General features: G+C 32.3%; 17 protein-coding genes and 4 pseudogenes. 5 read left to right on the top strand and 16 right to left on the bottom strand.

Annotated features, from left to right (window positions below):
• Positions 1–171: 171 nt before the first annotated feature.
• The 8 genes and pseudogenes from BGI23_RS12260 to vanR-A form a co-directional block, all read right to left on the bottom strand.
• A pseudogene (locus BGI23_RS12260) lies at positions 172–435 on the bottom strand (metallophosphoesterase); the annotation flags it as partial.
• Positions 436–543: 108 nt separating this feature from the next.
• Positions 544–1980 (bottom strand): MBL fold metallo-hydrolase, encoded by a 1437-nt coding sequence (locus BGI23_RS12255; RefSeq protein WP_070806066.1) that lies wholly within the window; start codon positions 1978–1980, stop codon positions 544–546.
• Between the two features lie 72 nt (positions 1981–2052).
• A complete protein-coding gene (locus BGI23_RS12250; RefSeq protein ID WP_070806065.1) occupies positions 2053–3252 on the bottom strand; it encodes an FAD/NAD(P)-binding oxidoreductase in 1200 nt (399 codons plus the stop codon).
• A 550-nt stretch (positions 3253–3802) separates the two neighbouring features.
• Complete coding sequence (locus BGI23_RS12240) at positions 3803–4786, bottom strand: glycerophosphodiester phosphodiesterase family protein (RefSeq protein ID WP_048554456.1); 984 nt, start codon at positions 4784–4786, stop codon at positions 3803–3805.
• A 295-nt stretch (positions 4787–5081) separates the two neighbouring features.
• A complete protein-coding gene (locus BGI23_RS12235; protein ID WP_000555585.1) occupies positions 5082–5720 on the bottom strand; it encodes a VanZ family protein in 639 nt (212 codons plus the stop codon).
• A 56-nt stretch (positions 5721–5776) separates the two neighbouring features.
• A pseudogene (gene vanY, locus BGI23_RS27405) lies at positions 5777–6638 on the bottom strand (VanY-A/VanY-F/VanY-M family D-Ala-D-Ala carboxypeptidase).
• A 174-nt stretch (positions 6639–6812) separates the two neighbouring features.
• Positions 6813–7940, bottom strand: a complete 1128-nt coding sequence (gene vanS / locus BGI23_RS12225) for a vancomycin resistance histidine kinase VanS (RefSeq protein WP_070806064.1) — start codon at positions 7938–7940, stop codon at positions 6813–6815.
• Positions 7930–8625: a vancomycin resistance response regulator transcription factor VanR-A gene (gene vanR-A / locus BGI23_RS12220; RefSeq protein WP_048554452.1), complete on the bottom strand. Its 696-nt coding sequence runs from the start codon at positions 8623–8625 to the stop codon at positions 7930–7932. The genes vanS and vanR-A overlap by 11 nt, the downstream gene beginning before the upstream one ends.
• A 99-nt stretch (positions 8626–8724) precedes the next feature.
• Here vanR-A and BGI23_RS28960 point away from each other — a divergent pair.
• Positions 8725–8856: pseudogene (locus tag BGI23_RS28960) on the top strand (Tn3 family transposase); the annotation flags it as partial.
• Between the two features lie 432 nt (positions 8857–9288).
• Here BGI23_RS28960 and BGI23_RS12210 read toward each other — a convergent pair.
• From BGI23_RS12210 to BGI23_RS12195, 4 genes are all read right to left on the bottom strand, one after another.
• Positions 9289–11271, bottom strand: coding sequence for a serine hydrolase domain-containing protein (locus BGI23_RS12210; RefSeq protein ID WP_070807302.1), 1983 nt, complete (start codon positions 11269–11271; stop codon positions 9289–9291).
• Between the two features lie 1001 nt (positions 11272–12272).
• Entirely contained in the window at positions 12273–12608 is a 336-nt protein-coding gene (locus BGI23_RS12205) for a hypothetical protein (RefSeq protein ID WP_048555510.1), read from the bottom strand.
• Positions 12609–14091: 1483 nt separating this feature from the next.
• The gene (locus BGI23_RS12200) at positions 14092–14640 is read right to left on the bottom strand and encodes a fascin domain-containing protein (RefSeq protein WP_070806063.1); all 549 of its coding nucleotides are present in this window, start codon (positions 14638–14640) and stop codon (positions 14092–14094) included.
• Positions 14641–14956: 316 nt separating this feature from the next.
• A complete protein-coding gene (locus tag BGI23_RS12195) occupies positions 14957–15184 on the bottom strand; it encodes a hypothetical protein (RefSeq protein ID WP_048554447.1) in 228 nt (75 codons plus the stop codon).
• 327 nt (positions 15185–15511) lie between these two features.
• Between BGI23_RS12195 and BGI23_RS12190 the strand changes: the two genes are divergently transcribed.
• Genes BGI23_RS12190 through BGI23_RS12180 form a run of 3 tightly spaced genes read left to right on the top strand, consistent with a single transcriptional unit; the run spans position 15512 to position 17104 of the window.
• On the top strand, positions 15512–16348 hold the full coding sequence (locus tag BGI23_RS12190) for a Y-family DNA polymerase (RefSeq protein ID WP_070806062.1): 837 nt from the start codon (positions 15512–15514) through the stop codon (positions 16346–16348).
• A complete protein-coding gene (locus tag BGI23_RS12185) occupies positions 16345–16686 on the top strand; it encodes a YolD-like family protein (protein WP_070806061.1) in 342 nt (113 codons plus the stop codon). Before BGI23_RS12190 ends, BGI23_RS12185 begins: the two co-directional genes overlap by 4 nt.
• A gap of 43 nt (positions 16687–16729) precedes the next feature.
• Positions 16730–17104, top strand: coding sequence for a hypothetical protein (locus BGI23_RS12180; protein ID WP_070806060.1), 375 nt, complete (start codon positions 16730–16732; stop codon positions 17102–17104).
• A gap of 95 nt (positions 17105–17199) precedes the next feature.
• On the opposite strand, the gene BGI23_RS12175 is transcribed toward BGI23_RS12180, so the two are convergent.
• A complete protein-coding gene (locus BGI23_RS12175) occupies positions 17200–19182 on the bottom strand; it encodes a methyl-accepting chemotaxis protein (protein WP_070806059.1) in 1983 nt (660 codons plus the stop codon).
• A 1240-nt stretch (positions 19183–20422) separates the two neighbouring features.
• On the opposite strand from BGI23_RS12175, the pseudogene BGI23_RS27390 reads away from it, so the two are divergent.
• Positions 20423–20743 (top strand): annotated as a pseudogene (locus tag BGI23_RS27390) (IS4 family transposase); the annotation flags it as partial.
• A 226-nt stretch (positions 20744–20969) separates the two neighbouring features.
• Here the strand turns inward: BGI23_RS27390 and BGI23_RS12170 are convergent.
• The 3 genes from BGI23_RS12170 to BGI23_RS12160 form a co-directional block, all read right to left on the bottom strand.
• The gene (locus BGI23_RS12170) at positions 20970–21476 is read right to left on the bottom strand and encodes a GNAT family N-acetyltransferase (protein ID WP_070806058.1); all 507 of its coding nucleotides are present in this window, start codon (positions 21474–21476) and stop codon (positions 20970–20972) included.
• A 445-nt stretch (positions 21477–21921) separates the two neighbouring features.
• Complete coding sequence (locus tag BGI23_RS12165) at positions 21922–24651, bottom strand: sensor domain-containing protein (RefSeq protein ID WP_070806057.1); 2730 nt, start codon at positions 24649–24651, stop codon at positions 21922–21924.
• A 308-nt stretch (positions 24652–24959) separates the two neighbouring features.
• Complete coding sequence (locus BGI23_RS12160; protein ID WP_070806056.1) at positions 24960–26192, bottom strand: N-acetylmuramoyl-L-alanine amidase; 1233 nt, start codon at positions 26190–26192, stop codon at positions 24960–24962.
• Positions 26193–26730 lie beyond the last annotated feature (538 nt).

Below are 26730 nucleotides of genomic sequence, written 5' to 3'. Positions count from 1 at the left end.
TTTTCACTCGACAAATTTTAAGTTTTTTGATTATTTACACTATAACAAACAATCAGGGTCAAATTTTGTTACTTTATGTAACGTAGAAAATTTTTAACAAAATTGTAATGTTAACTCCTGCAAAATACATAAAATCTCTTTACTCACTTTTGCATAAAAAAATCGTACAGCTTAATTTAACTGCACGACTACAATCTCTGGCCTATTAAAAATTCTTTGCGGAATGATACTATTTCCTAATCCTCTACTCACTACCATTGACGTATTTTGTTTTTCATATAACCTGGCTGTATATGTAGGTAAAACGCCTTGATTTGGAGCCACTAATTTGCTGATAACTAGTAACCTAAATTGCCCACCATGAGCGTGTTCTGATAAAACTATATCTATTTGCTCATCAGCACAATTCTGAATGAATTTAGGTCTATAGAATAAATCATCTATTTCTCCTATTTTAATGTGGTGCTCCTATATATAGATATACTCCTATTCCTATGTAATCCGCAATTTTCCTTATCGGATAAATTAATAAAAAACATTTCCCTACACATTGAAACTACAAGTTATATAAGGAAGCTCTTCTTTTTTCCATGCAAGGAATCCTCCCTTTAGATTCACCACTTCCTTTATACCAGCTCTTTGTAAAATACTAGCTGCTATCGCGGAACGCAATCCGGTTCGACATTGTAAAACGATTGGGCAATCTTTTGGTATACAATCTAGCTGCTTCAATAGATTTCCTAAAGGGATATGTATTGCATCATGAAGATGTCCTTCGTCCCACTCTTTTTTACTACGTACATCAATTACCTTAACCCTACCATCCTTTATATGCGGATATAATTCAATTGATGTTTTTTCTTTATAACTTTCAAATCTATCGAGTCTTTGTATTACTTGTAAGGATGCAAAAGCAATAATATTATCTAGACCAATAGATTCAAAGTCTCTAATAACCTCCTCCACTCTAACCTTTTCCTCATCTAGAATGATTAAAGTTTCTGTTTTATAATCTAGTAACCATCCACACCAGGTTGTGAAGGAATTGTTATACGGTATGTTAATTGATTTCTCGATGTGACCAGAAGCAAAACTCTCTACATCCCTTATATCAACTATTTGCTGAACACTCCTCATAATTTCTTGAAGTTCCTCTACTGTTTTAATAGCAAAAACTTCTCTCTTCTTACGAATTGGTGGACCGTACTTATTTAAATCCTTCATTAATGAAAAATATTTTGGCGGCTCTGGCTGTCCCGTCAATAAAGTCGATACAAAATCACTTTCTTCATTACACTGAAATGCCCAATTGAACATCTTTTCATAGCCTAAGGTAGAAGTTGGAATTGCTCCTAATGCTTTTCCACATGCGCTTCCTGCACCATGTGATGGCCATATCTGCAAATAATCAGGGAGTATTTTTATTTTTTGTATAGAATTAAATAATTGTTTCGCTCCTATTTTTGCAGTATCTTTCATACCTATAGCGGTTTCTAATAAGTCCGGCCTTCCTATATCTCCTACAAAAATAAAATCACCTGTGAATATTCCTATCGGCTTATCATTCGTATAATTATTTTGACTTGTATCAGTTACTAAAAAAGAAATACTTTCAGGCGTATGCCCTGGTGTGTGCATTACATTAAATTTTATATGACCTACTTTAAACTCTGAGCCCTCTCTAACTAATTTGTATCGACTTTCGTTAAGATATTGATATTTCCAATCACAATCCCCTTCATCAGATACATATAAATTGGCATGATAAAGAGTAGAAAGTTCTCTAGACCCAGAAAGAAAATCTGCATGAATGTGAGTTTCAGCCACAGCTATTACTTCCATCCCCTCTTTCTTAGCAAATTCTATATATTGTTCTATATAGCGACCTGGATCAATTACAATTGCTACACCTTCCTTCTGACAACCGACTAAATAGGAAGCATGTGCTAATTTTTCATCATAAAAATATTTTAAAAGCATAGCTATTCCCTCCAATTAGTTATTTCAAATTGCTTTTCAATTTTAATTTTTATAACCACTTTCTCTTTTCTCTTATAGGATCCCTTTCAACATAAAATTCCAATACATATAGGGCAACATATATCTTTTAAGTAAAAACATACTATACCGTTCTTTCGCTTGATTAAATGGAAACGTTTCTTGAGGCTCATGTTCATAGTTAAATTCAGCGAGTATAAGACTTTTATAACCTGTAACAATGGGGCACGATGTATATCCATCATATTTAGCATGCAAGTCTCTTCCGTTAAGTACGTCCATAATATTTTGTTTTAAGATAGGTATTTGTTTTCGAATTGCCGCTCCAGTTTTAGAGGTGGGTAAATTGGTACAATCTCCAAGTCCGAAAATATTCTTATACTGCACATGTTGTAAAGTATAAGGGTTTATATCTACCCACCCCTGAGAATCACTTATTTCACTCTCTTTAATAAAATTAGGTGGCCCCATTGGTGGAACAACATGGATCATACTGTATGGTACAGTTTCTCTTTTCGGTGTTTGCGTATCTTCAAAAATTGCTTCTCTCTTTTCGGCAATAATTTCTACTAAGTTTTTATTATAATTCGTTATAATTTGCTTTCTTTCTAGTACTTGTTCCAATGTATTAGCATAACGTGGAACCTGAAATATGTTAGTGTTCGCAGTATAAAACATTACTTCACTTTTGTTTCTTATACCGCTATTAGAAAAATACTCTTCTGCTAAATACATAATCTTTTGTGGGGCACCACCGCATTTAATAGGAGTATTGGGGTGGGTAAAAACCGCATTTCCTCCTTTAAATTTTTTAATTTCTTTCCAAGTAGAATCAACATATCTATAAGAGTAATTGCTACAAACCCCATTAGTCCCAATAGACTCTTTTAAACCTTTAATACCGTCCCAATTTATTTGTATACCGGCTGCTACAATAAGAATTTCATACTCAAGCAGCAGTCCATCATCTAAAAGTAACTTATTTTCATCCGGAAACAACTTAATAACACTTTTAGGGATCCATGTTGCCCCTTTTGGAATAAGCAATTCTTGATCACGCATCGTAATTTCCTTTGAAACAATTCCTCCCCCCACTAAACTCCATAGTGGTTGAAAGTAATGTTTTTTTGACGGATCAATAATTGCAATACTTTCTTTCAATAGGGGTACATTTCGTAACAAATGTGCAGTAGAAGATATTCCAGCAGTCCCAGCACCAATTACAACAATTTTATAACTATCTCTGGTCTTCATTATCCTCTTCCTATCTGAAATTGATTTTTAAAATAACTAATTAGTAGCCGTATTTTCATCGTAGTAACATTATTATAAGTTAAAAACACCATGTATTTATTTGATTAAAAAGAAAATTTTGTTAATTCAATCGTCAATCTTACTTTATGCGTAATTCCCCTATGTTACTTCCATCTTTTATATTTCTCAATGCTAGTCTTTGTCCTATCTTACTTTAATGACAATTTCTCTCTACGCTCAAATCTATCTTTATCTCCTTTTTCCAAGAAAGTACTTCTTCTAAGCCGTCTTCACCATTCACTTCATAGTTTACTTTCCAAGCTCTAATCGTTCCAGAATTAATAGAAAACTTTGCCGTAATATCAGCTATCGCATGATAACCATCTTATAAAATCAGTTCCATTCATCCAAAAAACACCCCTGATTTCTATTATTCATAGGAAATCAGGGGTGTTTATCAGTATATAAACCTTTTAAATTATTAATAAGTCTTCTTTTAAAATATAAATGGTTAAACAGATAAAAAAAGCTTCGATTGTTATATTATCCCTTATTTCTTAAATACAGGTGCTATTTTATCAATGCGATTTGTCCAAATTCCACCTGTATAATCATCAGGAAGGCGTTTTATATCTTCAGGTGAGTCAAATCCACTTGAAAACCCAAACCCATTTCCTCCTACAATGATAACTCGAGTATCTGCTTTATCCATTCGATTAAGAAAACGATTTGGCCATCCCCAAAGCCAAGGAGCTACTTTGTCTGGTATATGTAATTCTCCATGCTTCAGGCTTGAAGGTATGTAGCCAGTCCACCCTAATGCCATATAAGTAATAAGATCTTTTTTCATGGTCGCTTTTGACATTATTCGTAAACCAGGGATGCGCTCTTTTATCGCAGCAATTGGTTTATCGCCACCATATACAGTCAGTTGATTAAGGCGCTTCGCTGGTAATTTCTTGAGGTAAGTAGCCAATTGGATTCCTTCATTTTCATCATCACTTTTAATATGAATAAGAAAAGAACGGTCTGGAAAATAGGTAAGTACTTCATCAAGTGTTGGCATAAGATTCATCCCTTTGCCACGAAACGGGAATGTTTTACCCCCATCAGCTGTATAACCGTAACCAATATCAAGTGCTTGTAATTCTTGTGTTGTAAAATCTCTTGTAACACCTTTACCATTAGTACGGCAATCAAGAGTCCAGTCATGAAAAATAACAAAATTATTATCTTTAGTTAGTTGAACATCAAACTCTACTAGATCAGCTCCAGCTTTAAATGCAGCTTCCATAGATGGAATTGTATTTTCTAAATAAGAATGTTCAGGTTTATTTATACGTTCTGCTGTACATGTATCACTCTCAATCTCTTCCATGCTAAATGTTTGCGAAAGTCCTCGGTGAGCAAGAAGAAGAGGAGTTCCATCGTCCCTCTTAGCAAAAAAAGAACTGTTATTTACATAAACAAATACGAATAGGATAAGAATTATCCAAGTCGCTTTACGTTTCAATAACCTTTTTAATTTGTTCATTGTATGCTCCTCTTAAATTTGGTTAAAAAATGCCTTAAGCAATTTTCGGCATTTAAATACTGGTAAATGTTAAAGCCTATCTTATTTTTTCGCAATGGATATAATTGTTAATTAAAGGCTGGTACTTTGATATAAAACGGGAGCAATAGAAATCAATTCAATAACCACTCAACCTTCAGTAAGAATAGTTTTGAAAGATTTCTATGAGAATTTAATATAAATGGGTATATGTAATATCATATTATTTAAGAATCAATTCGCTATATTCACATTATCTGACAGCATCATAACCACCTTATTGAAGGATTAGAGGCCGTCTAAATAAAACTGGATAATAAATTAACATCATACCTACAAATGAGCAAACTAAATAAAAAATAGCCTCGTATTTTATTACTAGAGAAATATTATTATCAACCTTTTTTTCATCTCTTTTATATATCATTTTGAATAATACTCTATATAATAAATACCCAATAATTGCTCCCAGGGTGTTCATAGATAAATCATCAATATCTGTAATTCTATTATCTAGTAATTGACCTAACTCAATAGCCAATGAAAAACCGAATCCAGCATAGGCAGTACTTTTCATTCTTCTAAACTGCGGCCAAATAGTCGGCAATAAAAAACCTAATGGCATAAACAGTAAAATGTTTAAGACATAAGTAGTCATACCTTCAGAAGCAAATGGAATCAAGTTAATTTGATTTGCACGAATTAATGTTTCGTATCTGCCTATGTCCCATATAGTCCCTATCTGCGTCACTTTATATACTAGTGAAAGGTAGAATAGAAAAACATACACCCATAGAAAATGCTGAATAGATATATTTTTTTTCGTTTTAAAATAAAATCCAATTTGAAACATTATACAAAAAATAATAGTAAAAAAATAAGTATATAAATAATTAATCAAAACTCCTGAATGCATTTAAAATCTCCTAACTTTACATTGTAATCTATAACTTTGTCATTTTAGAATATAATTCAAGAACGGGTGGTCACAATCACCACATCCATATCTTCCCAGATATTTCATAAAAATTCGTTCACTGGCATTTCAACGTCAATTGTCTTGTTTTGAAAAAAGAGATAATATAAAATCGTATATTTTTCCCCTGAATACTTGCTGAAATGCTCTCGTCTTCTTTTAAATAATCCAGATATTCTTCCAAGGATAAATTCATTTTGGCATAATCGTACTGTAAGGCAAACCGACATAGCGAATTTGACAAGGTTCATATTGAATACCTGTAACATCCGTTTTATCCGAGGGATAGCGTAAGATAAAGCATTATTTCCAAGCATTTTTTTCTATCCACTTCCCTTCAGGTGCTCGGTCCGTTTTCGTTAAGCCGATTCCTACATCAAGTGATAAACCTGAATTATGTTCACTATAACCTGCTGGTAAGGCATAATCAGCCCTCATCCCATGGTAAAGTCCACTTTGCTCATCAAAGTCACGATAACCACTATTAATTAAAAATTGATTAACGCCTTCCTTTACAACATTATTAATCATCTCTGAAAATTTTTTTGCTACTTCTTTTGATAAATAAACATTTGTATTAAGCAACCCGTATCCATTTATCAATTCATTATGTTTAGATAAATTTACGATATCTGATTTCACACTCTCTTGGCGAATAGGGTATGTACTGTTAATTAAGAGCAGATTCCCTTGATAGATGTGTTCTTTTACAATCTCTTTCTTTTGAATAATTGAGGTAGTCCCTGTATTATCTATGTTATCTTTGTGATTTTGATCATATTTTTGAACCTCTACTTTACTCTGAAAAAACAGAGCTTTATTCATGTAAGCTATTTTAATCCACGCATAAGTTATCATCTCTTTCTTTGACGAAATAAAAAAAGCTCGTTCTTATGGTTTAAATCTACCGCATAAGAACGAGCCATCTATTAATATTAAATTGTTAATTCCCTAAGAAAAAGTAGAGATAACCTTAAGAATTTCTTAAGAAACAATGATTATTTTCTAAGAAATCCCTTTATTACCCAAGTCTTAGAAGACTGGAAGTTCTACCGTAAAAATCGTAGAGTTATCATTACTTTCCGCGTAAATCTGTCCGCCATGTTGAACAATGATTTCTTTTGCAATCGCCAATCCAAGTCCCGCGCCGCCCGTATCAGAAGAACGGGCATCATCCAATCTGTAAAACTGTTCAAATATGGTAGCAAGTTTATCTTTCGGGATGTTTCCGTCGTTCTCGAAAACGATGGATACCACATCTTCGGATAGGTTCGCCGTAATGTCAATAACGCTGTCGTCCTTGCTGTATGCAGTGGCGTTTTTTAAAATATTGTTAAAGACCCTCGCTAGCTTATCAGCGTCACCAAATACGGTCAAATCTTCAGAAGCATGGAGTACCACCTGTTTTCCCTTCGCAGCAAGCTGGGGATAAAATTCATCAGTCATTTGCACCAGCATATAGTATAGGTCTATGTGCTTTTTCGTGAGCGTAATCGTTTGAAGGTTATATCGCGTAATCTCAAAAAACTCGTCGATTAGCTGTTCCAGACGATACGCTTTGTCTAACGTGATATGCACGTACTTTGCCTTTTGCTCTCTTGGCATGTCTGGTGCCTCGTCAAGCAGGATTAGATAACCGATAACTGATGTAAGAGGCGTTTTAATATCGTGTGCCAAGTACATAACAACTTCATTTTTTCTTTGTTCGGCCAGCTTTGCATCATGCTCTCGCTTTTCAAGGGTTCGCTTTAATGTGTTGAGCTTCTGTTCCATGAACTCCAATTCCGCAGAAAGCTCAATTTGTTTATCTTCGTTCTGAATAAGTATATCAATACCGGTATTTATCTCTTCAAAGTATTTTACAAATTTTAAAAGCATAACTCGGCATAGAATAAGAATACTAATGGCAACCGCCACATAAATAAAAATTTCTATATTGTTCCGTATAGTATACTGATATATTATCATTGCGTCCCAACGCTCTAAATGATAACTGTTTTCCAAAAAACGTACAATCCACTCCCCAAGTGTCCCCTGGATAAATAGACGCAAAAACAGCACAAATACAACTGCTGCCATGACAATTGTAAGGATATATTGGTAGAGTTTCCGTTTTAATTTTGAATAGTCAATTTTTTTATTCTTATTTTTATTTTTCAATTTTATAGCCGATCCCCCATACCGTTTTTATATACTTCGGATTATCAACCGTATCGTTCATCTTTTCTCGCAGATGTCGGATATGCACGGTGATAGTGTTATTACTCTTGCTGAAATATTCGTCACCCCATATCTCATGAAACAGCTGCTCAGAGCTAACCACATTCCCCTTGTTCTCACAGAGGATACGCAGGATTGAAAACTCGGTGGGAGTAAGAGATAACGGCTTCTCGTTCAGAGAACACTCATGCGTGCTTATATTAATGACAAGACCAGAGTGTACGATAACATTCTCGTTCTGTGCCGTTACTCCATTGTATTTTTTATATCGGCGTAACTGCGCCTTGACTCGCGCAATTAACTCTAGTGGGCGAAAGGGTTTTGTAATATAATCGTCCGCACCAATTGTTAGCCCTGTAATTTTATCTATTTCTGTATCTTTCGCCGTCAACATGATAATTGGATAGTTGTACTTGTCCCTTATTTTTTGACAGATAGTGAGACCACTTACGTCGGGAAGCATGATATCCAATATTGCAAGATCAAGCACATTCTTATCTATACATTCCAATGCTTCTTTGGCGGTATAGTATTTGAAAACCGTATAATTCTCATTTTTTAAGTAAAGCTCAACCAAATCGGCAATTTCGTGTTCATCTTCCACAATAAGTACTTTATCACTCATGGTTACCAATCCTCCTCTATAGATGTACTTTTTTCAATTGGAATCTTTTCCGAATAACGAGCCTATCATACCTATTACTCCAAGTAAAGTCCATTGTTGTATATAGACAGAGTCGGTTACACCAAATAGATTTTTAAATTTACCCATTTATTAAGATTTAATTTTATGTCAAGAATAAAAGATTTATCTGACTCAAAATTATTTACAATAGATAAAGCAATATACTCTCCCTTTAGAAAAAGGAAACAATTCCGCCTTAAATTGACTTTGTATAATCTTAACTTGATAGCAATGTCCACATTAGCCAAAATACAAAAATCTCCTTCAAAAAAAGAAAACCAGTAACTAATGTATTACTGTGAACTAGTTTTACCCAACTTGAATTGAATCCGCTTGTTGTAGATTTTTATTTTATTATTAATAATTACGGTACATGAAATTATTAATAATAAAATAAAAAAGCTCCCCTGAAAGGAGCTCCTTACATTACAAAACACTTAAGAAATTCTTCTAATAACAGCTCTACTTAAGATTTGGAGTATGGTTATAACTCATCCCTCCCTGTTTGTTACGATAAATCATTGGCCGAAGACTATTCTTTTTCTGTATATTATTTCAAACTCTTTAGATTTTTTCTTTTTGTGAAATTCACCTCAAAACAAATTAACTAGATAACAAAACGTAAAATAACAATGCTGCTGCCTCTTGTCGTTTCATACTTTGTTTTGATAGATAATCTGCTGATCCATCTTCATTATATATAACTTCAGGCCCTACTAAACGATGACCTACAATGTTTTTCACGGATTCTATTGCCCAATCATCAGTTTCTCCCTTTAGTGTTGCATCTGCAGATGGCGCTCCTAACATTTTTAAATACTGCCAGGTAATCCATGCTGCTTCTTGTCTAGTAATTGCACGGTCTGGATGGAATTGTTCTCCTTCTTTTTCATATAAAATACCAATTTCATATAACTTTTGAATATGTGGTGCATACGGATGATTTTTCACATCAGAAAACATAGGTTCTTTTTTTGAAGGTGGCGTAAAGTAGGCAATTTGAGATAACCAATATGCAAATTCTGCTCGTGTAAGAGAAGATTCTGGAGTAAAATTCCCCTCCTTATTTGCTTGTAATACCTCGTATTGATGTAAAGGATTTATAAACTTAGCATATGGATGATTTTCATCTACGTCTTTAAATCTCTCAGGCTCACTTAACTTCATTGCTGAACTGCCCGAGTTCCAATGTATCATTTCTTTCACGGTACCATCTTTGTGAAGTTTAAACGCCATATAATTCCCTTTTTCATCCTCAAATAGTAAAGGGTCTATTTGTTTTAGCTCCTGTTTACCATATGCTTTATCACTTACATATAACTTTCCTTCACTTATGTTTACATGTGACATTAGGTTTTTTAATCTCAAATCACGGTAAACCCCTTCAAATTTCTTTAATTCTTCTTCATTAGGTTTTAAATATTCAGGCTTTGTCTTATCTGGGAAATATTGATCCATAAAATCATCAAATACTTCAACAGGTAGTGCTGAACTATCTTTATTTGTAACAACAAAAACTCCAATTTTATGTTCTGGAATTAACCACATTAAAGATGAAAAACCTGGTATATTTCCACCTTTACCAAACACATATTGTCCATTATGACTTTGCGGTGAAAAGAACTCAAATCCGTATGTCATATTAGGGTATTTGGGATGTAAAGCAAATTTTGTTTTTTGCATATCTTCTACAGTTTCTTTTTGTAGTATTTGGTTATTTTTAAATTTACCATCATTCAATTGAGCAATCATGAAATTGGCTACATCACTCCCTGTAGAAAACATACTCCCTTGTGGCATATCTGTTGGTCTAGTTTGATAAAATGGGATAACATTACCTTTAGCATCATATCCTGTTGCAAGCTTTTCTTTAATAAAATTAGTCATAACAAAACTACTATTATGCATTTCTAGAGGGTAAAAAATATTTTTGGCCATATATTTGTAAAAAGGTGTTTTTGTCAGATTTTGAACAATATACCCTTGAAGCATAGAGGCAAAATTATCATATGTATATGTATCTCCGGGCTTTCTCACTACAGTGGGCATATTATCTTCTACATAATCTTTAAGCATTGTATAATCATTTTCTTGATAATGGATGTCCTCGGGTCTAGGATCTACGTAATCAAACCCTGTTGTATGGGTAAGTAAATGCTCCATTGTAACTGGTTCACCCATGTTATTTTGGTACTTTAATCCCCCCATATAATTTACTATATCTTTATTTAAATCAATTTTTCCTTGTTCTACTAACTGCATGACAGCACTAGCAGTAAAAACTTTTGATATTGACGCTAATCGAAAAACTGTTTTTTTAGGATCGATGGGAGTATTCTTTTCTTTATCGGAAAATCCGAATCCCTTTTGAAATAGAATTTGATTATCCTTTACAACGACAAGAGCTACACCCGCTGCGTTTTCTTTTTTCATTTTCTCTGGAATTACTTTATTGGTGAATGCTTCTACATCTTTAGGATTTAATGTTATAGGTGCAACCGTTTCGGCTTTTGAATAATTGCTCCCCAGAAAAAATAACAAAAAACAAACACTTACAGCTATTAACCTTTCAAAATAAATTTTCATTCTTTTATTCCTATTACCCAAATTAATTCCCCCTTTAATACTAGATTTATTGATTAATCAGCTATAGGTTAATCAACCATATTCTACCATTACATGGTTATTTTTTCTAATTTTTCTTCTATTCTGTCATTTGTTAACTGTTTGTCTGAGGAATTAGTCTATATATAATTAGTTCTTAGTTATAGAAAATGATTTAGCATACAAAAATCCTAGACAGTCTTTAATATAGATTTTTGTTGGGAAGTTTCCCCTAATATGCTATATACTGAAAACACCCATCCTTTATCATTAATAAAATTGGATGGGTGTTTTGTAACGCTTTAATTATTCTATTCTTACTGAGTATTAGGATATCTAAATAGGTCAGTTATTACAGTTGAAAAATCGTTCAAAAGCTTACTCTAATTGATTAGGCTATCCCCGCATCCCTTGCGGTTTGAAGCCTTATCGCTTCATTCTTTAAAATAAAAAATGTGAAATTTTATATCCTTATGTAAGACATTTAATATCAAATATATTACATTCACTATGAAATTAGTTTATTTATAGGATTTCTATAGATAAACAAGGTACTAAATTGACTCTTAAGAAGTCATAACATTATATTTATCTGAAAATTCAAAAATATGTGTAGATATATATCATCTTAAATACATATATAATTAATTTCGCAAATTCCATCCGAACCTAGTCCTTTATCTGGACAAAAAAATCGTTCTATTCAAAACTTTAAATTTGATTTACTCCCATCTTACTTTTGTTAAACTCATATATGTAATAATACATATTTTCTTGATTGGATATTATGATATACTCTCATAGTGAGCTGATACATAATTTCTTTAGATTGGAAAACTAAAACCTCGTTTACCCAATTTGGGGGCGCCTTATGGCGTCTTTTTTTTGCTGTTGAAGTAACAAAACAGGACCGGGATATCATTGTTTAAAAAAATTGCATACTTTACCAAGAATTCCACCTACTAACCCTTATTTTTTTCCGGCTATTTATTTGTTTCAGCATAATAATTTTTCATCTCGTATATACAATAGACAATGATAGCTAAACTCCAACTGACACCATAGTAATCATGTGTGTAGAAGTCATAACCTACCTTAAGACCTTTTTCCATTACAACTAACGTAAATCCTAACGCCACCCACTTGTTAATTTTCATCTTAATATACGTTATCGCTATAATTATTAAAAATAAAATATTTGTAAGGTAGTTTATCATTAGCTCATATTTTTGAATGTATACTGCCATTATACAAGCAACGATATTAGTCGCAATGCCCAATGCAACCACGGCTCCCCAAATCCTGTCCGAAATTCCCACTCCTGATTCAGTCCTTTCCTTAATCACATTCTTTTCCTTAATTCATTCCTACACCCTATTTAAGGTATGCTGTATTATCCTTGTCTGATGAATATCCCATTATCTTTTCATATAGAGCAAACAAAATTTCCACTCATAATTTTTTCTTTCTTAGGCAAACTAGGTTTAAGCCGTTTGAACTAGCGGCTTCACTCTTCTGGTAATGGGGTAGTAAATTTATAGTAATTGACTAACTCATTCAGTCCATTGGCACTGGCAGGCGACAAAATTGTTGTCTGCCATTTTCATGTACACTTTTTCTGATTCCATTCCAAACCATATGTTTGCTGTACTGCTTTTGAAAACAACTGTATTTGATTTTTGAATAAGTAAAAAAGGTACAGCTCAGCCCACTTTTGGAATAGGACTTTTTCTTTATACATATACTATTTTTGAGCCTTTTTACCAATACGTGTCCTATTGGTGTCTTGAATTCCTCCTAAAGGGGCGGCAGATACAACTGCATGCCCTTTTTATTTATATTGCTGTTCTATATCCGATATAGTAATTGAAGACTAAAAATGCACTATTACATATTTTTTTCAATCCAGATTATGCTAAAATTTCTTAAGTTGTTTATTTCACAGTTGAATTATGGTTTCATATCTAATTCAGCAATATGTGAGCTGTACCCCAAAAGAAAAGACACTCAAAAGGTGTCTTTTCTTCTTTTAATTTAAAAACATTTTTCTTTTTCAGGAAGATTCAACTATTTCACTAACCTAAACCTCTTATTTAAAGACAATTTGATCATGGTGCTCGAGATTTTCCGTCTATATCAACATGTAAATTGTTCATTTCCGAATCATATTTCCACCACTATATTTGCTTTCTCAAAGATCTTCTGTTTTGTTCTTAATTTTGTCAAAATCCTCATATAGCTATACAAAAAATATATGCTATTATGTTTTTAAGAAACTATGCGTTCCCTTAACCCTGTATCCGACCCTGTATTTTGTTACAGGGTCTTTGTTTATTTTATTAACTTTCATTAGCTTATAAAAGTTAATACACCCCATTTCAATTAAAATCGTTTAAATGTATACTACGCTAAACATCAGTTGACACTATAAACATAGTGTTAACTATCTTAATTGAATATTAGTAATAGTAAGTATAAAGATTATCAATTTACTATATCTTACATTTATGTAAAAATAGATATATGTTAAGCTTTTTCAAAATCTTTCCCCTAATAAAGATTTGAAGTAGCATTTCATGATTCTCCTTACTGTTAATATGCCTTGAAAAAGAACCCAATAGGGTTCTTTTTCTTCTGATTACATCCTCAGTAATTACTTATTTAACATACAAAAAGGACTGACAATTACTTGCAGTCCTTTTTGCACCTTAATATACACTTGTATTAAGTACTTAACTCTTTATTTAGCATACATTTAAACTAAATCATACATTATTATTTATATATAAAACACTTCAAAATTTAGAAATACACAATAACAAATCTTTCCCAGCTTCCAGCTACATAACTATTAGCTGTTAATTCTCTACCGCCATTTGCTGATATGAATCTACCATTGCTTAGCGCTTGTAATACATATATCCTATTGTCTCCACCATTATATAAGATAAATTTTTCCCATGCCCCAATTGATGTACGATCTGCTACTACTCTACCATTTGGCTCAAACGAAACGTACTTTCCATTACTTTTCGCTTTTAAAGCAAACGTATATAATTCCCCAGTCGGAATTAATTCAAATTTCTCCCATTCATTAACTGCATTACGATTTGCTACTACATTGCCCGATGGCTCAGCAGACACATATTGTAAATTTGCAGCTTGTATAGCAACAGTCCAGCTTCCATTAAATAGGCTCACACCTTTTAGTGAACCGGTATTTGATTGGTCGGCTGCCAATGCACCATTCGATGAGGTTATCATCATTATCATTAGAACCATTGGCAACACCATTAAAACTAACTTTTTAAAGATCTTATCACCATTTGCATGAGTTATGAACCTCTTCATTCCCATTCCTCCCTTAATACATAGCACTTATATACATCATACCAAATATGTAAATTTTTGTAATAAAAGAGAGTCTTTATCAACAAATACCTTATTATTCTGTTTCTTTTTTATCAAATTTATCATTTTCTAAAAAAAAAGAATCCTTTGCGGATTCCTTTTTGCCTTGCACTCTTTTTCAAATAGTGCGTTTTTGCACCTACTTTTAGTATAACTTATAATTCCTATAAAATAAATAAGATTAAATAAAATTTACTTTTATATTTTCATAAAACATCATATTCCCTTATAATTTTACAAATAAAATAGCGTATTATTAAAACTCATCTCTTGAACATTCCTTTAGTTGTTCCATAGCAATCTTTCGCGCATGCTCCTCACTATCTATCAAAGTCAATCCTTGTGATATATAGCTCCAAAATTCATATCCACAATCCTCCATCCATCTATAAGCGTCTGTTGTATATAGCCCATCTTTTCTTTTAATGATTTGAACCTTATAGTTTTTACTTGGAGAAAAAAACTCTTGTATAACCTGCTCCATTTATGAAATATCCTCCTAAAATCTATTTGAAATTATATTTTCACATAAACTCGTAATCGCAACCTCTTTTACGATAAATTACTGTAACTTTTTGAAAAGATAATATACCTTACATACTCCCATCATTTTCTTCCTGTACTACCCAAAATAAATAATACAGTTTACATCCTAGCAATTTCAATAACATTAAGCTGTTACTTCTCTCTGTCGTTCTACTTATTTCTACTACATATAATTAAATATTTTTTCAAAAACCACTTCATTAAAAAACATAAGTTCGTGTATAATAAGAACAAATGTTCTTTTTTGCTATTAGGAGCAGTTATAGTGTATGACTATTCAATTTTACCGAATAGAATCATTTTATGTGTTGATCTTCGTAGCTTTTATGCTTCGGTTAGTTGCATCAAAATGGGATTAGACCCACTTCATACAAAATTAGCTGTAGTCGGTGATGTGAATAGGAATGGGTCCATTGTTTTAGCCGCAACTCCACCTTTAAAAGCAATGGGAGTAAAGAAGTTGGCAAGGCTATACGAGATTCCTCAGGAAAAAGATATCCTTATTGTGAATCCAATTATGGGAACCTATATTAAGTGCTCCAATTACATAACGAAGTTAGCTCTACAGTATGTTCCTATTGAAGACTTTCATCAATACAGCATCGATGAATTTTTTATGGATATTACCGATAGCATCCATCTATTTGCCCGAAATTCAAATGAATTTGCATTACAGTTTAAACGTGAAATATATGAACACACACGAATTGAATGCACAATCGGGATTGCACCTAACCTATTGATGAGTAAGGTAGTTTTAGATATTGAAGCCAAGAAAAATAAAGATGGAGTCGCTTATTGGACATACGAAGATATACCTACAAAATTATGGAGCATACGGCCGCTTAGTAAGTTTTGGAGGATTTCGCATAAAACAGAAACAAAATTAAATCAAAAAGGAGTACATTCAATTGGTGAAGGAGAAGAACAAATTTCCCTTTTTGATAACATCATACAACGAGAAAAAGAAATAAAGCTAATGAAAGTAATGGATGAAATACGCACAAAGTTTGGAAAAAATAGCATATTAAGAGGAATTTCCTATACAAATAATGCAACAGCAAGATACAGAAACACATTGTTAGGGGGACACAAAGCATGAACAACGCTAATATGCCAAAAGGAAGAGGAATGGTAAAATGGACGCCATTTGCAGCAATGCCAGAACACTTCGTCGGAATACGTGAAATGGTCAAAGAGAAAAATAAAGTAGCACGTCCCATTTTAACCTCTGAAGAGAAAGAACTGATTGAGAACATGTTATTATGTTCGTTGCTATCTGAAGAAGAGATATTAATTACATATTATGAAGATGGTTATTTACTCACCAACTATATGACCGTTATCGATATAAATCCATTACATAGCTCTATCATATGTACTGATGCTTTCTATAATAAGATGACAATACAATTTTCAAATATAATAGACGTAAAATAGATTTAGGTGATTATCTTTGGAGTAGTATAAAGGAGAATATAAAATGCAAGGGAATCAGATAAGAAAGAATACAGCGAGAACAATTACTCATAATGATATAAATAACTACCCCTATTTAAATATACCTATGATTATCAATGAGAAAGATGGAATAACTTACGAGGTTTTAAGCGCTGGTTTTCATAATAATGATGCAGTAGCGATGATAACAACAGATGGTTTCGCTACAACTAGGATAAATACACCGATCGTAGCAGTAAAAAACAATGATGGTAGTATCCAAGCATTCCGCTTACCTTTAGAATTGGAATATTGGGTACTTTCATGTATGTGTGCTGCTTCAACAGGGAGAAATCCGTTCCCATGTAAAGTTGCTTTTGGAATCATTGATACTAAATTCCATGTAGAATTCAAATAAAAAAGGAGCAAATTAATTTGCTCCTTTTATCGTAATAAGATTTTTAACTTCTATCCTTAAACACACTATCTAGGATTCTATCTTAGGATCTGAACTTATATGTTAAATCCACCAATTAATTCTTGAAGTTCTTCGGCCATCTGTGCTAATTGTACTGCTGAAGAATTTATCTCTTCCATAGAAGCATGTTGCTCCTCAGATGAGCCGGCTATCGTTTGCATACTTGAAGAATTCTCCTTCACAGCCATAGATATTTGATTAATTGATGTATCGACTTTCATTGCATCACTTGACATTTTATTTGATAATTCTACCATACCATGTACTTTTGACACGATATCATTTGCAGATTTTGAAATTTCATAAAAACTTTGTTTTGTATCATTTGCAACCTGAATTCCCGACTGCACTTCAACTCCTACTTCATTCATAGCTTTTACAGTCTCATGTACATCTGCTTGAATTTCATTAATTAAGCTTCCAATTTCCATTGAAGATTGGGATGATTGCTCCGCTAACTTCCTGACTTCATCGGCAACAATGGCAAATCCACGCCCCTGTTCTCCTGCCCTTGCCGCTTCAATCGCTGCATTCAATGCTAATAAATTTGTTTGTTCTGCAATAGTTTGAATTGCTTCTAATATACTTCCAATTTGCTGCGATTTCTTATCTAATAATTTAATTACATTATCGGATTGAGAAACAGAATGATGTATAGACTGCATTTGCGTTACCGTTTGTTCTACTAATTGTTCGCCCTCATTAGCTTTTTGTTTTGTATATAAGGATGAGGCCGATACTTCAGAAGCATTATCTGCCACGCATTGAATGTTTCGTGTTACCTCACCAATTAATTTCGCTCCCGACGCAACTTCATTATTTTGAACTTCTGCACCATTTGATATTTCTTCCATTTCTTTTGTGATTTGTTCTGTCGCAACACTTGCTTGCTCTACGCTAGCGGTTAGTTCCTCGGATGAAGCTGCCACATGTCCTGCAGATGTATTAATTCGAGAAATTATATTACGTAACGACTCTGCCATTGTGTTGAAACTACCACCTAATTGACCCAGTTCATCCTTTGAACGAATATCTATTTTCTCAGTTAAATCTCCCTGACTAATTCTTTGAGCTGAAATAACTAATTGTCTTAATGGATTAATAATAGATTTAAGAATGAAGAAAATTACAATTCCACCTAACAACAATGAAGCCCCTATTATAGTGAGCGTTTTATAAAAAATAGGATTGGTAGCCTCTTCAATTTCTTTCGTAGGCATTACGCCAGCTATTTTCCAACCTGTTTTTTTGTTTGTCTTAAAGCTTATGTTTCGATCCTCGCCATTAAGAGTATAAGTAATTACTCCATCTTCTTTCTTGTATAGTTCATCTGCTAATGATTTCTCTAATTTCTCCCCTGGCTTAAGTGTAGGATGAACAACTATAGTCTTGTCTTGACTTACTATAGATACAAAGCCTTGTTTTCCTATTTTTATCATTTTAGATGTTTTTACGATATCATTAATATTCAAGTCAACACCAATGACACCACTTTTATCAGCATTTTGCTTTGCAATTGCTATTACCATATTTCCTGTAGCTTTTGATTTATAGGGAGACGAAACAATAATCTCTCCATTAGCTTTTACTGCATCTTTATACCAACTGCTTTCTAACGGGTTAAATCCTTCAGGTATTTTTCCAACGGGCGCATGAATAAATTGATTATTACTGGATGTAGTATAAATCGTTTCTATTTCTGGATGTAACTGTATATATTGATCAAATTTACCTTGCACATTTTGCAATTGGTCAGCGTTATAATCACCTTGTGTAAGTATCTTTGCAAAATGAGTTACATCTACATGTTTATTTTCTAATTCATCATCAACTATCTTATTTAAAATACTCACATTATCTTTCGCAGTTTGTAGAATTGTTTCATTAAGATCTGTTTTTGCTTTATCATAAGACGATACTCCTACGATAAGACTTGGTATAATTAATATTGCAATAAATGCCATAGACAACTTCGTTTTAAGCTTCATTTGTTCCAATCTTTCTTTTATTTTAAACACTCTCTACTTCTCCCTTTCATTCTTATAACTGATATAGTTTATTTAATTGTTTGCTCCTTTATTTTTTCTACATTCATTTATGGTATTATTCGAAATGAAATTACCGTTACATCTCTTTACCCGTATCTTCTCATATAGTGATTCGTTTTTTTACAAGTGAAGTTGTATCTATCCCCCTTTCAAATATGTATTTTATTATCGTATTCCCCGAAAGAATTCTCCTTCCTCAAGCGTGTGAAGAGCGTAGCCCAACGATAGGTGGGAGATGAATTTCGGTTTGGCATAGCCAAAAACTTTTGATGAACTAGCTATATGAAGTTCTTTGATAACTTAATATAGAAGGTTGCAGGAAGAAAATAGAGTGCGAAAACCAAGCCGTTCGATTCCTGCGTAAAATATCAACCGTACCAAAAGAGCATCCATGCGTTGGACATCTAGGGGTGGAACACCCCGAAGTAACGCTCAGGGAGACGAAAGGTTACTTTCGTCGTGGAACTGAGAAGTTCCCACTTCAAGCTTTGCTAAGTGGCGAGTAGTTCACAGTAAGTAATGTTAGGACTACGAATTCTTCTAAATTAACTGGAGGAAACATAGACTTCATTTAAAAGATAATTTTTAGCTTTAATTGAATCAAAAGTTTAATTTAGAACGATTCACATTGAATGAAACCCTTACCATACTAAATTTTCTTCAACTTAACTAAGTAAATTTATTTTTTGAATAACTACGCTTAACAGCCTTTAAACCACTTTGACCGTTTCACTTCATTCATTTATCTATTTACTACAGTCACTTTTGTTTTATCAGATATTAAACCATAAATTCTAAATAGAAGAATAAAATAAATTGGAGAATTTCATTGTAACACGTATACATGAGTTTTAAATATTAAAATTAAGAAATATTTTTTTATTATTCTCATCTTCATGAATTACTAATAATAGATTGCGGACTTTTTTGCGCTAACGTCTACATCAGATTATTACAAAGATTGGAATGGATAACAGCATCAATCCATATGTATTTTGCGGAATAAACTGTTTTGAAATACCGCACTGCTTTATATCTTTTAATTCACTCTTGGATGAACCTTTATAGATTTTACAAATCTCTTCACTCCATCATGTTTATCTAACCTTCTTACTATCTTTACTTTTTCCTCTCGTGTAAATTTAACCATAAAAAAGTACACTCCAATTGTTGTTCGTGTCTAACATTTGGGGTGTACATCAATTAAGGACGACTTAAATGTCATTTATATGGACAATTAATTAGCACCTTTTTTTATTCCTCCACCATGTTTCAAAATGCACCAATTACTCTTCAGCAAAAAGAAACGAAAATTAAGCGAATATAAAGCGATTTATATCATAAAAGAATATTTTTCACTTCTTTATCAATCTTTACAAAAGAAACCCAAGAATTAACAAAGATATTGTTTCATCTGTTTAATCTCTTACAGAAAAACGGACGAAAATCCGATAGGTATAAGAAGAAAACAGTCATTGATATCTTAGGCATCGTATATAATTTTTCTATGTCCCACAATCAGGTAGCGTAATCAAAAAAATTGAAGCCCGATAGGATTTATTTAGTATGCAAATTTTTAAAGAACTTACACTGGATCTTTAGAAAAAAGAAAAAATCTTACATGAAATTAAACTTGTATAATGTTAGCTTGATAGGCATAGAGCACCACCCACATTTTAATTATTTTATAGACCAAGCAATTCTCAAAAAATGATAGCACAATTTTAATTATGATTTTAATAATACGTTCTGAGACACTACTCTTCTTCTAAAATGGCGTAATAATATTCATCCCACCATTCATTTCCATGGGGTATACACTTCTTGAAATAGCCTTCTCTCTTCATTCCAATTTTCTCCATCACTCGATATGATGGGGTATTTTCTGGCTGACATGTAGCTATAATTCTATGTAATTTCATTTCCTTAAACCCATATTTCAATGTAGCTTGTGCTGCTTCAGAAGCATATCCTTTATTGAAATATTTAGGATTGAATACCCACCCAATCTCATAAGTATGTTCACCAAAATATTTATGAAAAACAATATGACCAATCAGGATATTTTCACCTATTAGTATCACAGGAAAGCTCTTAGCATTTTCCCCCATATTTTTATTTACAAAATTTCTTGTATCTTCTTCAGTAAAAACCCCTTCAGGTATGTATTTCATAACATCGCTATCTGATGTATACTCATGAACAGCTTCCCAATCCTTGAATTCAAATTTTCGTATTAGTAATCTTTCTGCTTTTATAAACATTTACTTTTCTCCCCTCAAAAACTCGTTACTTTATTTCAGATTCACATTTAATCCTTAAAAAAAGAACTTGCAGGAATCTCTACAAGTTTTTTTATATCACGTGAATATATGGGACAAACAAACTATCTTACCAATTCATCATAGAAACTACAGGGGTAGTACTTTGACAACTATATTATATAACAAATCTTAACATCCGCAGATTTTATTTTTGAAAATTATGTTAATTGAGAACAAAATTATCCTTTTCCTTAACTATTCTAACTTTTATTCACTTAAATAAGCGTGTAGTTCAAAACAAATCTAATAATGAGAATATGGATACTAAATTTACTCTCAAAAACAGAAACTTAACTGCATACCTTCTGAAAGTAAACATAAGAAAAACGTTCTACTCCATATGAGTAGAACGTCTTCTCACTTTAATTCATATATTTTTTGGGACTTATATATTTTGTGTCGTATTTAAAAAATTAATAAATTCATCTTCATTTACAGGCTTACTGTAGTAATAACCTTGAATTAGATAACATGCATTTTGTTGTAACACTGTTAATTGCTCCTTTGTTTCTACCCCTTCTGCTATTACTTTCATATTTAAAGTATGGGCTAACGAAATAATTGTTTGAATAATTTCATCTCCATCATTTGAAGTTCCAATTCTATTCACAAATTCTCTTGGAATTTTCAAAGTATCAATTGGATACAAAGGTAGATACGCTAATGAAGAATATCCTGTACCAAAATCATCAATTGATAAATGTACACCATATGATTTTAAGGCTTTTAACTTCGATAAAGTTTCTTTCTCATCTACCATGGCAATTCGCTCTGTTAATTCCAAATCAATCAAGTTAGCTGGTACTCCTATTTCTTCTATAGTAGAAATAATCGTTTGAACAAAATCTTTCTGTTCAAACTCTATAGCTGATAAATTTATCCCCATCTTTAGATTTGAAAAGCCCGTAGAATGCCATTCTTTCAGTTGTTGACACGCTTTCTGTAACGTCCACTTCCCAATTGAAATAATCTGCGACGTTTCTTCTGCTATAGGTATAAACTCAAAAGGAGAAATCAGCCCAAGCTCTGGATGTTGCCAACGTATTAAAGCCTCTGCACCAATAACCTTTCCTTCCTTACTATCAATTTGTGGTTGATACAATAAAAACAATTCATTATTTTCAATTGCATTTGGTAAATCCTGTTCTAATCGTAATCGACGAGTTACTTTTTGAGATAATGTCTCGTCATACATACAAACAGCATTATTACCTTTTTCCTTTGCACTATACATAGCGATATCAGCGTGTTGTAAAAGTGTAGTAGTATTTATTCCTCCAAACGGATACACTGCTATTCCTATACTAAGAGATAAGTAAAAACTATGATAATTTACTACAAATGGTTCATCAGTTATACGAAATAGATTTTTACACAAATCCAATAGCTGTTGTTCCGTGTGGTTATGGACAATGATTGCAAACTCATCTCCACCTATTCTTGCTAGAGGAATAGGCGGTGACAGACATGTCCTAAAACGTTTAGCAACTTCTTTTAAAACCCTGTCACCAATCGAATGACCCATTGTATCATTAATAGTCTTAAAACGATTTAAATCTATATACAAGAGGCCAAACTTATCCTTTGTTTTTTGTGCACGCTTAATGGATCTATCTAATTCTTGTTGAAAGAATATACGATTTCCAATCTCCGTCACCGTATCATGGAATGCAAGATAATTTATCTCTTCCTGTTGTTGTTTCATCCTCGTTATGTCTTTTACCATTACATAGCTCCCAAAGGGTTGTCCTTCTATCATAATAGGAACTATAGTGACATACCAAAAAAGTATATCCTTCTCATTGTTATTTTTCACACGTAACTGTAACGAAGATGAACTACATCGTTTCCCTTTCTTTATAGCCGATTCCAATTCAGATTTATCTTCATCAAAAAAAATAGAGAAGCACTCTTTTCCTATTAATGCAGCACTGTCTTTCCCTAATAATATACTTCCAGACTGGTTTATATTTAAAATGGTACCATTTGAATCAATCGTTAAAATAGGATCTGGGTGGTACTCATATAAGGACTTAAACCTCTCTTGATTTTTCACCAAATCATTAGATTTTTTTATTAAATCCGCTGTTCTTTGAGATACTTTTTTCTCTAATTGATTATTAAACACTTTTAATGTTTCGGTTAAATCTTTGTTTTGCATTCGTACAATTGTATGACGAATCAGTACAAATACAAAGGCAATACAATTTCCCGTAATCAGTGTAGAGGAAGCAGTTTGCTCTTTTAAAGTAAAACCAATTAAAATTGCAACTGCAAGATAAGGAAATATGACAAGAAGTTTCTTTCCAAATGTCGGATTAATAATAAAATAGTTTCTTCTAGAATATGTACTCCTTGGGATAGTAGCGGCAATGGCAATAAATAATAGAAAAATTCTATATAAACACCTTAATAATATGAGTGAACGATGTGATAAATCATCTTGTAAATAGAAATATAAATAGTCCGTAATAGACAAGCCAGTTAATACTAAGATAAAAATAAATAATTTACTTTTCGTATTAAAAATTGCTGGTCGAAAAACAAGGCTAACTCCTAGTAATAGAAGCAATAGATCTATAATCGGGAAAATAAATGAAAGAAAAACATCTCCAATTGATAAGAATAAAATATTTGCAGAAGGTTTATTAAATAGGTACCACTCTAAGGTAAAAATAGCAGTAACAACAATACATAAATCACAAATCAAATACGCCTTTTCCCATTTGTTACATTCCATCATGATTTTATAAAAGAACGCAAAGAGAAAGAAGAATAAGAAAAACAACAAAAACACATCAGAGATATTAAAATTTTGTATTGGTAATTCTATATTAAGTACTTGAAAAGCAGATAAAAAATTCCCTATCAAGAAACAACCTATTGCAATAGTAATACAAGTCCAAAATACTCCTAACTTAACTTTTCTGGATACTATAGAATAGAGTAATGAAATAAGTACAATAGTTTCAACAACTAAAGATGAGAGTCGTATATTAAAATCTGATACAAAATAAAGATTCGGAAAAACAAATAAAAATATAAAGCAAAAGCTTAAATAAGCTAATAGAGCCAATATTAATACATAAAATTGCACATGTGAATGTTTACGCAATATATTCACCTTCTTAAGTCTTTCATCATTTTTTATTAAATTTGTTTCTAATTATTATTTCTATTATGTCCATTTCAAAAGATTTCTTTCAAAATAACTTATTGTTAGTCGAACTATTCATCTTTTTTTGTCCATAACTTTTTATAGACTCATGAAGGACTCTAACTAAAACACCGACTTATTTATAATTCTTAATAAGTCGGCGCCAGTATACACTATAAAACTAAAAATCATTACAAATAACAAAACTATACTTTAGCAATTTATAAATTACTTATTACTAGAATTGCTAAATCTTCTTTTGCTTATCATAATCTATATTCAGATACATTATTTCCTTTCCATTCGTAATAATCTAAAACCCCTTCATAAATAGCTTCTGCTGCAATCTGTCTGCCGTTTGCTGTAGATAGTTTACTGTAATCGATACCATTATCTATAAAAGCCAATTCCGTTAACACAGCTGGCATATCGTTTTCTCTTATAACATGAAGATCTCCATGTTTAACGCCTCTATCACGCGTTTGAAGAGCCTCTACTAAACGTGTTTGAATTTTTTCCGCTAAAACACGGCTTTCTTCTACATGAGGATTTGTTTTTTCGGATTCAGAAGAATTATAGTAGTATGTTTCTGTCCCCTTTGCATTACCATTAAAAGCATTTGCATGAATGCTTATAAAGATATCACCCTCATTTTGCTTAGCAAATTTAACACGTTCCTGTAAAGAGCTTTTTTGGTCATGTCCAGGCCTAGTATCAGATTCACGTGTTAGTAAAACTGTAAATGGTGTATGCTTTTCAAGCAATTGTTGTAGGCGTAAAGAAGTATCTAATACGATTTTACTTTCTGACAATCCTTTTGTGGGCTTTCCAGGATCTGCACCACCATGTCCAGGATCAATAATGATCGTTTTACTTTCTAAAGGGTTTTTCGGACTGGATTGAAGGGTATCTGTTTTGGCAGTAAGTTGTGCAGCTTCTGCACGTGTTATGAATTTATTTGGTTGCCAACCATTATCAATACCAACAGAAATCTTTAAATCAATTAAAATATTGGCGAATTTTTCACCCCAATGTCCTTTTAAATCATCAAATTTACTTTGCCCATTACTATTTGTTCTATCTTGTAGCTTATATGCATTTACTAACATTGTTGCCATTGCAGCACGAGTAACTTTTCCAGAAGGATTAAATAATCCATTCCCTTCACCTTTTATGATTCCTGCTTTTTCAGCAGCCGCAATATAAGGGCTTGCCCAATGATTTTGAGAATCTGTAAAAGAAGGTTTTGCATTTGTATCAACTTGTATACCTAGAACTTTTGTCATAATGGTTGCTGCAGAAGCTCTATCTAATGTATCGCTAGAACCAAAAGTCCCATCTGGATAACCATTCAATACCTGTTTATCAACTAAATAATTAACGGATTTGTCAGCCCATGCAGGAACATCTGGGAATTTATGAGTATCTGCAAAAATACTAGAAGAATAAGATAGTAGACTTCCAGCAAGAATTCCTGTAGCAATTAATTTTTTCTTCAAAATTTAGCACCTCTAAAAAATTATTACAATTTGGTAAATATATCATTTATAGTTAAGTTTTAAGAAATACAACCTAGATTAAAGAACAATCGTTTAAGTTTATATTATCAATACATTGCACATATTCAATATTCAACTAAATTAAACTATTATTTCGAAAAGAATCCATGGAAATACTCTTATAGTAAAAGAACGTTTGATATTTTCACCAACATCGTGTAACCAGTATAGTTACTTGTGTGTACGAGTGTCAAACAAAAAAACCTTACATTTTTGTAAGGTAACTATATTAATAATGCAGTGATTAATTATTACATAAGATGAATAATTAGCAACAAAAAAGTTTTTATATCTCTATAAAAAAAATTTCCGAAATTAAGTGTATGTATAGACTTTCCAGTCAAAAGAATATAAACAGGAAAATCATTATATAAATATGTATCTCTGAGAAATTATATAAATGTAACATATACCCAATTGATGTAGCTATTATAGTTACTTATATGAATGGGTGTTCACGACAGAAATATAACATTTT

It is taken from the genome of Bacillus sp. ABP14 (assembly GCF_001831375.1).
Classification (GTDB): domain Bacteria; phylum Bacillota; class Bacilli; order Bacillales; family Bacillaceae_G; genus Bacillus_A; species Bacillus_A paranthracis.
Note: the sequence above shows the minus strand (reverse complement) of the source record. Positions and strands in the feature narration are given on the sequence as shown.